Origin of the sequence: Candidatus Frankia alpina (genome assembly GCF_902806485.1) — a bacterium.
Taxonomy (GTDB): domain Bacteria; phylum Actinomycetota; class Actinomycetes; order Frankiales; family Frankiaceae; genus Frankia; species Frankia alpina.
Genome location: NZ_CADCWT010000020.1, coordinates 26,344 through 38,516 on the forward strand (window position 1 = coordinate 26,344; position 12,173 = coordinate 38,516).

Consider the following 12,173-nt stretch of genomic DNA (forward strand, 5'->3'; position numbering starts at 1 on the left):
GTCACCCGCGACCTCCCAAGGCGTCGACGACGGTCCGTCCGCCGCATCCCACCGATCATCTCCCGCCGGCCCACCGGCAGGCGACCGGCCGGCCACGGCCACCTCCTCGCCGGTGGCGCGCGGCGACCGCGGACCGTCCGCCAACAGGGCCTCGACCAGCGTCATCTGGCTGATCATCGGCGGAACCGGCGCCGCGGTCGCGGCCATGCTGGCCGAGGGGCGGCTCAGCCCACGCGATCCGTACGTCACCGATCCCTCGTCCTGGTTGGGAATTCTCCCATCGACCCCGCCGGCGGAGACCGCAAGGGGCGTTCTGGCCGGGGTGTCCGCGCTCAGCGTCATCACGCTGTGTCTGTGCTGGGCTCTGCTGGTACGCGCGATGGCCGCCGGGCGGGTGTCCACCCGCGCCGGGCTCGCAGCGGCCGCCGCCTGGAGCCTGCCCTTCGCCGTCGGCCCGCCGTTGTTCAGCCGGGACGTATACGCCTACGCCGCCCAGGGCGAGCTGGCCCGACTCGGCCTGGACCCGGCGACCCACGGCGTGGCCACCCTGCTGACGGCCGGGGCGCCGGGCGGTTCGGGCCGGACGTTCGTGTCGGCGGTCGACCCGCGCTGGTGGCACACCCATACCCCCTACGGCGGCGCCGCGGTCGCGGTCGAGAAGGTCGCGGCGGCGATCGGCGGCGGGCCCGCCGGCACCGTCGTGGTGCTCCGGGTGGTCGCCGTCCTCGCCACAATCGCCATGATCGGCCTGTCGCTGCGCCTCGCCGGGCCCGAGCCGGCCCGGCGCCACGCGGTTGCGGTCCTGGTCGCGGCGAACCCCGTGGTCGTCATCCATCTCGTCGGCAGCGCGCACCTCGACGCGATCGCCGCCATGCTCGTCGTCGCCGCCCTCGTGATGGACCGCGCCACCCGCCGCACGAAGGGGCCGCACCCGCAGACGGCGGGCCCGGGACGGACCGAGGTGGGCGGGATCGTTGCGGGCGCGGCCGCGACGGGCCTGGCGTGCCTCGCGGGCAACGTCAAGGCGACCGCCCTGCTCTGCGTCGGTTGGCTGGTGTTGGCCCACCTGCTGGCCGCGCGGCGGGCGCCGCGGCCGGTGCGGGCGGGCGCCGTGCGCCTCACCGCGGACGTCGTCGCCGTCGCCGTCGCCTCGGGCCTGAGCATCGCCGCAGCGGGTTTCGGCCCGACCTGGATCCGGGCGCTGTCGACATCGGGCGCCGTGACCACCGGAATCGCTCCCGCCTCGATCCTCGCCACGGCGGCCGACGGCGTGCTCGCGCTGGTCGGCGTGCACCCCGCGGACGGCACGTCGCAACGGGTGACCCGGGCGCTGTGCCTCGCGGCCGCGGCGGCCGTCGTCCTCGCGCTCGCCCTGCGCGCCTGGCGCCGGACACCACCGGCCGAGGCACAACCCGCCGGGACACCACCGGCCGGGACGTCGTCCGCCGAGACGTCGCCGGCGGGCGGTGACCGGACGTTTCGGGCCTTCGCCGACCATCAGCCCGACCTGGTCGTCGTCGGCTTCGGTGGTCTGGCCGTGGCGCTCGGCAACCCGGTGGTCTACCCCTGGTACCTCGCGCTGTGCCTGGCGCCGCTCGCCGTCCTCGCGGCACCCGGCGCCCCGGCCGGGCGGCGGGTGGGGCTGCTGGCGGGCACGGCCGCGGGGCGCACCGCCGCCGTGCTGGTCCTGGCCTCCACCTTGCTGTGCTTCGCGACCCTCCCGCCGCTCGCGGCCACCTGGCGGCTACTCGGCACCGTCGGCGTGGCCGCCCTCATCACCGTCGCCGCGCTGGCCGTCGCGGCCGGGGCCGCAACCGCGCTGCTGGCGGCGCGGCGGCGGCCCGCACCGCCCACCAGCACACCATGATCAGGCCGAGGTTGCGCCCGACCAGCAGCAGGCTCAGCACGATCCGGCCCTGGATGACGTCGTTGTACCGCCACGGGTAGATGAGCTGGGTCAGCGCGACACAGGTCAGCAGCGCCACCGGCAACCGCGCGCGCGGTCCCCGCGGCCGGCCGCGGGGACCGGGGCCGGTGCCGGGGCCGTCGGTGCCGCTCGTGGCCGGGGGGTCGACTGCGAGCCCCGCGGCGACCAGCGCGATGATCCACACGAGGTACTGCGGGCTGAGCACCCGGGCGGTGACGACGACCACGACGACGAGCGCGAGGGCTCGCCCGGCGAGCGTCCCGGCCACCGCCCGGGCTGCCCCGTCACCCGCCGGCAGCCGGCCCCGCGTCCACCACCACACCGCCGCGACGACGATGGCGACGGCCTCGAGCAGGCTGCATGCCGTGGCGACGGCACGCGCCACCGAGCCGCCGAACTGCAGGGAACCGTAGGAGTAGTCGGGCGTCGGCCCGCCGAGCATGTGGGCGACGACGAACGGCGTCGCGGCCACCGCCTCGACCTGCAACCCGCGGGCCTGCTGCGCGCTGAGGAAGCCGAGGGCCTCGCGCCACCATCCGGTCAGCGTGAGGACGGCGGCGAGCAGCCCCACGGCGCCCAGCAGCCCGCCGACCAGGCGGGCCGCCCCCGACCGCAGCCAGGCCGGCCACCGTGCCGGCGAGCCCGCCGGGACCGGCACCGCGACCAGCAGCAGCAACGGCCACACTTTGAGCAGCGCCCCGACGCCGAGGTGGAATCCAGCGCGGCCGAACCGGGCGCGCGACACGGCGAGCACCGCGGCGAGCGCCGCCGCCGCCGGTAGCAGGTCGAACCGGGCCAGTGCCACCGGACCCAGCGTGGTGATCCCGACCACCCAGAACAGCGCCGCGCCTCGGTCGCGCCGCGCCAGCGCGCCGGTCACCGCGAGGTCGGCGAGAAGGGTCAGCACGAGGAACGCCACCCGATAGGGCACCGCCGAAAGGGTGTGAGCGAGCTCCGGTAGCACGAGCGCGACCGCCGCTGCAGGCGGGTACTGCCAGCGATCATCGCCGACGGGCAGGCCGCCGCCGTGGCCGAGATCGTGCGCCCAGCCGGCGTAGATTCGAAGATCACCCAAGACGCTCTGCTGAGCACCGAACGCCTGGCCGGCCAGGACACCGACGACGAGCAGCGCGCGGCTGAGCAGCCAGGCACCCCACAACCGACCGACGGTCAGACGGGGGGCACCCGGACCGGTCCGGGATGTGGCCACCGGGCCGCCGGCGGCGGCCGGCTCCGGAGCCGGCGGGCGGGGCGGCCCGGCGGACGGGGCCGACTGATCCGCGCGCACGACCGCGACCGTACCCGCCCGTTCGGGCGGCCCGAGGCGCGCCCTCGATGCGCCGGGCGGAGGGCCTCTGCCGTCACCTATTGTTTGCGCCATATCGAGTCACTGCCACGGCACGCAACGGAGCGCGCCGTGGCCGACGAACCCGGCGGCGCGTTCGACGGCAGAGGGTGACTCGAAATGCGCCGCGGAGGTGCCTGTGATCCTCGGATCCGGCTCAGCATGGGACACGGCCTGCGTTCAACTGGCGAACGCGGCCCGTCATCTGGGCCTCGACGACGGACTGCACGACCTGCTCCGCACGCCCCGCCGGGCGATCACCGTCAGCGTGCCACTGCTGCGTGACGACGGCTCGCTGATGGTGCTGACCGGCTACCGCGTCCAGCACAACCTCGCCCGCGGCCCCGGCAAGGGCGGCATCCGCTACCACCCCAGCACCGACCTCGACGAGGTCAAGGCACTGGCGATGTGGATGACCTGGAAGTGCGCGCTGATGGGGATCCCCTACGGCGGGGCGAAGGGCGGCATCGCCGTGGAGCCGGCGCTGCTGTCCCGTCAGGAACGCGAGCGCATGACCCGGCGCTACGCCGCCGAGCTCGTTCCCCTGATCGGGCCGGAGAAGGACATCCCGGCCCCCGACGTGGGCACCGACGAGCAGACCATGGCCTGGATCATGGACACCTACTCCGCCCACACCGGCCACATCGCCACCGGCGTCGTGACCGGCAAGCCGCTGTCGATCGGCGGCTCCGCCGGGCGGGCCGGGGCGACCAGCCGCGGCGTGCAGCTCGCGCTGTTCGCCGCGCTGCGCCAGACCGGGCGGGACCCGCACGACACGACCGTCGCCATTCAGGGCTTCGGCAAGGTCGGGGCGCTCGCCGCCCAGTACCTGCACGACGCCGGCTGCAAGATCGTCGCGGTCTCGGACGTCAAGGGCTGCATCTACAACCCGCAGGGCCTCAACCCGGCGGCCCTGATCCGCCACCTCGCCGAGGGGGCGGAGACCGTCGTCGGATTCCCCGGCACGGACACTCTCACCAACGACGACCTGTTCGAACTCGACGTGGACGTCCTGGTCCCCGCGGCCCTCGAAGGCGTGATCACCATCGAGAACGCCGACCGGATCAAGGCCCGAATCATCGTCGAGGGGGCCAACGGCCCGGTGACAGCCGAGGCCGACCGGATCCTGGAGGACCGGGGCGTGATGGTCGTGCCGGACATCCTCGCCAACGGCGGCGGCGTCGCGGTCTCGTACTTCGAGTGGGTGCAGGACATGCAGGCCTACTTCTGGTCCGAGGACGAGGTCAACGACCGGCTGCGGACCCTGATGGAGCGGGCCTACGGCGAGGTGGCGATGCTCGCCACCACGCAGGGCGTCAGCATGCGCACCGCGGCGCACATCATCGGGGTGAGCCGGGTGGCCGAGACCCACCAGACACGCGGCCTGTACCCCTGAGGGCCCGCCTGCCGATCCCCTGTTCCACCTGAACCAGGCGTCCCTTCCCCCACGGGTCGCAACCCCGACCGACGGGGTGCTCGCCGGCGCGAGATGACCCGCGCCGGCCCCGAACGGGCCGCGCCGGGCGGCATCCCGGGCCCTCGGGCCCAGGGCTGCCACCGGACGGTGCCGGTCGCCGAGTTGCCGATGGTGACCACGGTCAAGGCCACCGATCGTGCGAGCTCTCGGCAACTCGTGCGGCTGCCCGACCGAGCACACCAAACCGGGACGCGGGCCGCTCAGCGGCCGCGGCCGGTGCGGGCGCGACGCCGTGGCCGGCCGCCGGCGGAGTCCGGCCCCACCGGAGATCCCATCTCGGGGAACGCCACCTCGGTGGTGGAGAACACCGCCGCCTGTGCCGCGGCGGCGGCGACGGCGAGCAGGGCGTCGCGGTCGTCTGCCGGCGCGGTGCGGTTTCGCCGGCGGTGGCCGCAGCGCTCGCAGGCATGCGTGAGGATCACGTCGTGCGTCCGGGTCTCGACGGCCACCGGACGCATCACCCCACCGCAGCCGGCCGCGCGGTCGCCGGGATGCACGTCGACGTGGCGCGAGCACAGGCATGATGGGCAGTGGTTGGTGTACCCGTCGCCGCGCACGGCGGCCCCGCAGACGAGGCAGACAAAGTCCTCCGTGGTGCGGGTGAAACGCCGGGTCACCGGTCCAGCGTAGAAGCTCCTCAGTCGATGCGGGCCGGGCTGGGCGGGTGTGGGACCGCCGGTGCGATGGCCGCCCGGAACGTGTGTTCCCGGAGACGACCGGGGATGTCGGACCCACGGGGTGAAATAGTGGGCGGCGAACCATACCGGGCGTGGCGTGGCTGTGTCCGACCGCGCTCATCGTCCCGGCTGCGTCCCGAGGAGGTCCCGCTGTGCAGGCAGCTCAACCCCTGCCGCCCGAGGAACCCGGGCGGACGAGCACACCGGCCGCGGAGCTGTCCGACCGCGACCGGCGCATCCTTCGCTTCGAGCAGGGCTGGTGGCGCCATCCGGGGGCGAAGGAGGAGGCGATCCGCGCCGAGTTCGGTCTGTCCTCGACGCGCTATTACCAGATCCTCAACCAATTGATCGACTCGGACGCGGCGCTGATCACGGATCCGATGCTCGTCCGGCGGCTGCGCCGACTGCGCGAGCAGCGCCGGGCCGCCAGGTCCGGCCGCCGGGACCGTGGCGGGGAGTAAAGCGACATATGACGCATGGCACGAGCACGCCGCCGCAGCGCCGACCTCCGGGCCGGCCCGCGGACCGGCTGCACGCCGTGGTGGCGGGAGCCGTCGCCGTCATCGCCGTGCTCGTCGGCATTCTGCTGGTCAACCTCCTCAACGGCAAGTCCGACCCCGAGCCGCCGAACCCAGTCGCCGCGCCCTCCCGCGCCCCGGACGGCGGCAGCCCAAGCCCATCGCCCTCCGTGCATCGCACGACGCCCGCAGCCTCGCCGACCCACCGCCCGAGCCCGGCCGCGACGACGCCACCCGCCGAACGGCCTGCATCGGCGGCGCCGGCGCAGCCGGGCCGGCGGCCCCCCGTGACGGCGCCGGTGGTCGTGCTGAACAACTCCCGGATCTCCGGACTGGCCGAGAAGGCGGCCGGGCAGGTCGAGGCCGCCGGGTTCCCCGTCGAGCGGACCGGAAACTTCCAGTCGCTCTACGACGTGCCGGTCTCGACGGTGTTCTATGACGACTCCGACGCCGCGGCCGCCCAGGCACTCAAGGACGCCATTCCGGGCATCGAGAAGATCGTCCCCCGCTCGCAGACGAGGATCGTCTCCACCGACGCCCTGATCCTCGTCATCACTCGCGACTTCCCCGCCGACCCGGAAAAATGATCAGTGATCGTCCCGCCTGAGACATCCCCCGGTGGGCATGTCCGCCGGCCCTCGACCATCGACGACAGCGACCCCGGGAAGGCTCCGTGAGCGATTCCGCCCAGCACAGCGCCGCGTCCGCCCCGCACAACACCGCCGACTCCACCGTCCCTGACGACGCCCAGCACAGCCCGCCCGCGCCCCGCACCCCCGCCGGCGGGGCCGGGCTCGCCGCCCTGCTCACCGCGCCCGACCGCGCCCTGATCGCCCTCGACTACGACGGCACCCTCGCTCCGATCGTCGCCCGCCCGGTCGACGCCGTCCCCGCCGCCGGGGCGCTCGAGGCGCTGCGCCGGATCTCCCACGCGGTGGGCACGCTGGCGATCATCACCGGGCGGCCGGTCGACGCGCTGCTGGAGCTGACCGGGGTGGAAAAGCTCCCGGGCCTCGGCGAGCTGGTCATCCTCGGCCAGTACGGACTGCAGCGATGGGACTCGCAGTCACGCACGATCACCAGCCCCGAGCCGCTGGCGGGCGTCGCCGCCGTCCGCGGGGCACTGCCCGAGATACTGCGCGACGCCCCCGCCGGCACGGTCGTCGAGGACAAGCACCAGGCGCTCGTCGTGCACGTGCGCCGCACCGCCGACCCGGACGCGGCGCTGGCCGCGCTCACCCCGGCCCTGACGACCCTCGCCGAGGAGCACGGGCTGGAGGCCGCCCCGGGCAAGAAGGTGCTGGAACTGCGCCCGCCCGGGCACGACAAAGGGGGCGCGCTGCGCGAGCTCGTCGCCGCCCGCGGGGCACGCTCGGTGCTCGTCGCCGGGGACGACTACGGCGACCTGCCCGCCTTCTCCGCCGTCGACGAGATGCGGGCAGGCGGGCTGCCCGGCATCACCGTGTGCAGCGACAGTCCCGAGGTCCCCGCCGTGTTGCGGAAGCGCGCCGACCTGGTCGTCGGCGGCCCCGCCGGCATGGTCGCGCTGCTGGAGGTGCTCATCGAGCGCCTCGGTGGCTGACTGGCGTATCGGCGCGATCCGCGGCGAGGGCGGTGAGCTGGTCGGTGAACCAGACCCGCGGCGGCAGCCGGCCGGCCACGGCGGCAAGTTCGCCGGCGCGGCGTCGACGGTCGGCCGCAGGCATCGTCAGTGCCGTGTGCAGGGCCTGCGCGGTCGCCTGGATGTCGAATGGATTGATCACTAGCGCCGCCCGGCCCATCTCCGCGCAGGCCCCCGCCTCCCGGGACAGCACCAGCACGGCGTCGCGCCGTGACAGGACCGGCCCCTCCTTCGCGACGAGGTTCATCCCGTCCCGGATCGGATTGACGACGAGCACCTCGGCGAGCGTGAGCGCGGCGATCGACCGCGGATAGTCGTCGGTGATCTCCAGCCGCAGCGGCAGCCAGGTGTCCGTGGCGAACTCATTCTCGATCTCCGCGGCGAGCCGCTGCACCGCCGCCGTGTACTCGCGGTACTCCGGCAGATCGTGTCGCGACGGGTAGGCGCAGACCAGGTGCATCACCTTGCCGCGCCACTCCGGGTGGGTCCGCAGCAGCTCGCGGTAGGCGGCGAGACCGCGCACGATGTTCTTGGACAGCTCGGTGCGGTCCACCCGGACGATCAGGCGCCTGCCCTCGGCCAGCTCGACGAGCTCCGCCGCCCGGGCGGCGACGTCGGACGCATCGGCCCGGCCGCGCAGCTCGTCGGCGTCGACGCCGAGCGGGTGCACCCCGATCCGCACCGTGTGGCCGTCCCCCGCCGCTCCGGCGGGCGGCGCCACCGTGATCGCGCGCCGCTCGACCCGCACGCCGGCCAGACCGCGGGCGCACTCGGTGAAGGCGTCGGCCCAGACGTCGGTGAGGAACCCCAGCCGGTCGGCACCGAGCATGCCGCGCAGGATCTGCTCGGCGACATCGTCGGGCAGCATCCGAAAGTACTCCGGCGGCGCCCACGGGGTGTGGCTGAAGTGGGCGATGCGCAGGTCCGGGCGCAGCCGGCGAAGCTGCCCGGCGACGAGGGTCAGGTGGTAGTCCTGGACGAGCACCGAGGCGCCCGGGGCGGCCTCGTGCGCCAGCGCCTCGGCGAACATCGCATTGTACGCCTCGTAGGCCGCCCAGTCGCGGCGAAACGACGGGTCGAACACGGGCTGCGAGGCCGGAGCGTAGAGCAGGTGCTGGACGAACCACAGGATGCGGTTCGCGACCGCGTTGTAGGCCCGGTCAAACACGACCCGGTCGACGTCGAGCATCCGCACGGCCGTGCCGCCGGTGTCGTAGCCGGCGAGGTCGAGCCGGCCGGCCGGTGCGGCACGAACCGCGCGCCGGTCGGCGTCGCCGAGCGCGGCGCACACCCAGACCATCGGCAGGGCGTCGGGCGGGGCATCGGCAGCCGCCTGGCCCAGGCCGCTGACCAGGCCGCCGGCCCCCCGGCGCAGTACCAGCTCACCGTCGTCACCGGTGACGAACGCCACCGGGCCCCGGTTGGAGGCGACCAGCACCCGCGCCGTCCCCAGCACCAGAGGACTCGCCGACGTGCCCTGCTCGGCTTCCCGCATCCGCTGCACACTGCGGAGGGTAGGCCATCCGGACGGCCGCACAGGCCGGACCACCAGCCACACCACGGCCATCCGGCGCAGGTTCCGTCGGAAACGACCGGCTATCGTCCGTTCGGTGTCCGGCCGCCATCCGGTCCGCCAACAGTGGGAAACCGCCGGCGAGCCGGGCCCCAGCGGAGGCGACGGAAGTCAGACGGCGGTGGATCAGACGGCGGCCGACCGCACCGCGCTCGCCCAGCCGGCGCCGACCGTGCCCGCCTCGACCGTCACGTTGTCGTAACGGGCGAGCAGGGCGGTGATGTCGGGATGGCGCATCGCGTTCGCGACCAGGTGCATCCGGCCGACGTGCGGGGCCATCGCCAGGTCGCTGGCGGAGTCGCCGATCGCGATCGCCTCGGCCGGGGACACGCCGCGGCGCTTGAGGTCGTAGGCCACCGCGTCGCCCTTGCCCACCCCACCGGGAACGAGGTGGTACACGTGCGGCGCCACCCCCAGCTCGGGCATGTGGACCGGCGAGATCAGGCCGTTGTCACGCATGCTCAGCCAGGCGAAGCCGGTCTCGGCGAGCCAGCCGTCGACCTCGCCGACGTCGATGCGGCCGCGGAGCATGACGTCGACCTCGCGGCCGGTGTGCCACGGGGTGTGCAGCTCCAGGCGGCCGGGGTAGCGCTCGATCAGCTGGTCGAGCAGCGACTCGGGGACCTGGTCGAAATCGGGCGGCATGGCGCCGCGCAGAATCTCGCTGTCTCGCCCGTCGTTCCAGCCGATGATCGCCCCGAGCTCGCCGATGAAACCGTCCGCGCCGAAGATCTGCGCCGCCTCGAGCAGCTGCGGCCGGGTCCGGCCGCTGACCAGTACCAGCGCGATGCCGGCCGAGTGCAGCTCGGTGAGGGCCTGCGCCGGGTCCAGGGTGATCGCCCCATCCTCGGCGCGAAAGAAGCAACCCTTCGGGCCGACCATCGTGCCGTCGAGATCGGTGTAGACGACGCGAATACTCACTGTCACGGACTCCCTGGTCTGCGAGGTAGGTCGGCCCGCCGCCGCTGCCCGGCACCGGGTGGGGACGGCGGTCGCCGGACGCGGGCCCGGCGTGCCCTGCGCCGGTGAACCGCGCCGGTGAACATTGTGGAGGCCAGAACGGACCGCACCCGGCAAAACACGATCTCATGACCGTGAACCACGAAACACCGGTGCACGATCTCCGACCCACGGTCTACAGTACGAACAGACAACTTCATCTGGCTCATCCAGAGGGGCAGAGGGAACGGCCCTGTGAAGCCCCGGCAACCTCCCGCATCCGATGCGCGGCAGGTGCTAATTCCGACCCGTGGCAGGTTGCCCGGGAAAGATGAGGAGCTTCTCCATGACTCTCGCGCCCGAGCGTGCCGCCACTCCCACCCTCGACGTCGCGAACCCCGCGGTCGGGCTATCCTGTCGCCACTGCGGCGCCACCTACCCGCTCTCCCCGGCCCACGTCTGCGTGGAATGCTTCGCCCCGCTGGAGATCTCCTACGACCCCGACCTGCTGGGTCGGGTCACCCGGGAATCCATCGAGCGCGGGCCGGCCAACCTGTGGCGCTATGTGGGCCTGCTGCCCGCGGGGCACGACCCGGCGCGCCGGGTGTCCCTCGGCGCCGGCTGGACGCCGCTGCGCCCGGCCCCGCGCCTGGCCGCCGAGCTGGGGATGAAGACGCTCTACGTCAAGGACGACAGCGCCAACCCGACGCATTCGTTCAAGGATCGCGTCGTCTCGGTGGCCCTCAGTGCCGCCCGCGAGCTCGGGTTCACCACGGTGGCCTGCGCCTCGACCGGCAACCTCGCCCAGTCCGTGGCCGCGCACGCCGCCGGGGCCGGCCTGCGCTCGGTGGTGCTGGTGCCGCACGATCTGGAGGCCGGCAAGACCGTCTCCACCGGCGTGTACGGCGGAACCCTCGTCGCGATCCAGGGCAACTACGACGACGTCAACCGGCTATGCAGCGAGCTGGCCGGCGAGTACGAGTGGGCGTTCGTCAACGTCAACGTCCGGCCGTTCTACGCCGAGGGCTCCAAGACGCTGGGTTACGAGGTCGCCGAGCAGCTCGGCTGGCGGCTGCCCGAGCAGGTCGTCGTGCCGATCGCGTCCGGCTCGCTGCTCACCAAGGTCGACAAGGCGTTCGGCGAGCTCGGCAAGCTGGGCCTGGTGGAGCCGACGCCCTACCGGGTCTTCGGCGCGCAGGCAGCCGGCTGCAATCCGGTGGCCGCGGCGTTCGCCCGCGGGGTCGACACGGTCGCCCCGGTGCGGCCGTCGACGATCGCGAAGTCGCTGTCCATCGGTAACCCGGCCGACGGACCGTACGCCCTCGACGTCGCCCGCCGCACCGGCGGTGCGATCACGGACGTCAGCGACGACGAGATCCTCGAGGGCATGCGGCTGCTCGCCCGCACCGAGGGCATCTTCGGCGAGACCGCCGGCGGCGTCACGGTCGCGAACCTGCGCCAGCTGCTGCGCGAGGGCCTGCTCGACCCGGCCGCCGAGACCGTCATCTACAACACCGGCGACGGGCTGAAGACCCTCGACCCGCTGGTCGAGACCGGCGGGCCGACGGCCACCATCAAGCCGTCGCTGCGCGCCTTCGAGGCCGCCGGCCTCGGCGACGACTGACCGACCAGCGGTCCCTGCACCCGCAGCACCGCCCCGCGCTTCGGAGGGGAGACCCCGACGACCCCGCGCGGGGCGAGGCGGCGCCTGCGAGACAGGCCAGGGCAGGCTGGTACCGGACGGCGGCTTGTGTCGCCTACCCGACATCCGGCCTGTCCGCAGCCCTTTCGCAAGGCTGACAGAGGATGTCGCGACGCCGCACCGGGGCGCGGAAGAACCGGGGAGAACGAACCGGGGAGGCGGCGGTCCGCGACGCGGAGAAGCGGCGGCGAGCTTGCACTCACCCATGCCGAGTGCTAAACAAGACTTAGCGCTCTCGCCTAGGGAGTGCCAAAGGCTGAAACGGCGAGGCTGCCCGTTCCGCCCGGCGTCCACGGTGGTTGCACCGGGGTCGGAGCCGGCGGGAGCCGTCCGTCGCGGGCGTCGTTGTGGCCAGGCCATCGAACCTGCCATCCCACTGGGAGGACCCAGAAAC

Annotated in this window: 10 protein-coding genes and 1 riboswitch; of the genes, 6 read left to right on the forward strand and 4 right to left on the reverse strand. The window is 73.8% G+C overall.

The annotated features are described in order from the left end of the window. Positions 1–112 precede the first annotated feature (112 nt). A complete protein-coding gene (mptB, locus tag G6R25_RS04505) occupies positions 113–1,867 on the forward strand; it encodes a polyprenol phosphomannose-dependent alpha 1,6 mannosyltransferase MptB (protein ID WP_235947412.1) in 1,755 nt (584 codons plus the stop codon). Here the strand turns inward: mptB and G6R25_RS04510 are convergent. After that, positions 1,776–3,215 (reverse strand): glycosyltransferase 87 family protein, encoded by a 1,440-nt coding sequence (locus G6R25_RS04510; RefSeq protein ID WP_163551969.1) that lies wholly within the window; start codon positions 3,213–3,215, stop codon positions 1,776–1,778. The genes mptB and G6R25_RS04510 overlap by 92 nt on opposite strands. A gap of 196 nt (positions 3,216–3,411) precedes the next feature. On the opposite strand from G6R25_RS04510, the gene G6R25_RS04515 reads away from it, so the two are divergent. Continuing rightward, the gene (locus G6R25_RS04515) at positions 3,412–4,668 is read left to right on the forward strand and encodes a Glu/Leu/Phe/Val family dehydrogenase (protein WP_163551970.1); all 1,257 of its coding nucleotides are present in this window, start codon (positions 3,412–3,414) and stop codon (positions 4,666–4,668) included. A 281-nt stretch (positions 4,669–4,949) separates the two neighbouring features. Here G6R25_RS04515 and G6R25_RS04520 read toward each other — a convergent pair whose 3' ends face one another. Next, positions 4,950–5,366: an RNHCP domain-containing protein gene (locus G6R25_RS04520; RefSeq protein ID WP_163551971.1), complete on the reverse strand. Its 417-nt coding sequence runs from the start codon at positions 5,364–5,366 to the stop codon at positions 4,950–4,952. Between the two features lie 212 nt (positions 5,367–5,578). Here G6R25_RS04520 and G6R25_RS04525 point away from each other — a divergent pair, with 212 nt between their 5' ends. From G6R25_RS04525 to otsB, 3 genes are all read left to right on the forward strand, one after another. Then, positions 5,579–5,887, forward strand: coding sequence for a DUF3263 domain-containing protein (locus G6R25_RS04525; RefSeq protein WP_163551972.1), 309 nt, complete (start codon positions 5,579–5,581; stop codon positions 5,885–5,887). An 8-nt stretch (positions 5,888–5,895) separates the two neighbouring features. Further along, on the forward strand, positions 5,896–6,531 hold the full coding sequence (locus tag G6R25_RS04530) for a LytR C-terminal domain-containing protein (RefSeq protein ID WP_163551973.1): 636 nt from the start codon (positions 5,896–5,898) through the stop codon (positions 6,529–6,531). A gap of 86 nt (positions 6,532–6,617) precedes the next feature. Then, on the forward strand, positions 6,618–7,526 hold the full coding sequence (otsB, locus tag G6R25_RS04535) for a trehalose-phosphatase (protein WP_163551974.1): 909 nt from the start codon (positions 6,618–6,620) through the stop codon (positions 7,524–7,526). Here the strand turns inward: otsB and G6R25_RS04540 are convergent. Together G6R25_RS04540 and G6R25_RS04545 are read right to left on the reverse strand one after the other, a co-directional pair. Beyond that, positions 7,504–9,060: an alpha,alpha-trehalose-phosphate synthase (UDP-forming) gene (locus G6R25_RS04540; RefSeq protein WP_235947414.1), complete on the reverse strand. Its 1,557-nt coding sequence runs from the start codon at positions 9,058–9,060 to the stop codon at positions 7,504–7,506. The genes otsB and G6R25_RS04540 overlap by 23 nt on opposite strands. A 204-nt stretch (positions 9,061–9,264) precedes the next feature. After that, on the reverse strand, positions 9,265–10,059 hold the full coding sequence (locus G6R25_RS04545) for an HAD family hydrolase (protein ID WP_163551975.1): 795 nt from the start codon (positions 10,057–10,059) through the stop codon (positions 9,265–9,267). A 241-nt stretch (positions 10,060–10,300) separates the two neighbouring features. Beyond that, positions 10,301–10,415: riboswitch (SAM riboswitch) on the forward strand. Positions 10,416–10,423: 8 nt separating this feature from the next. Between G6R25_RS04545 and thrC the strand changes: the two genes are divergently transcribed. After that, complete coding sequence (thrC, locus tag G6R25_RS04550; RefSeq protein WP_163551976.1) at positions 10,424–11,701, forward strand: threonine synthase; 1,278 nt, start codon at positions 10,424–10,426, stop codon at positions 11,699–11,701. Positions 11,702–12,173 lie beyond the last annotated feature (472 nt).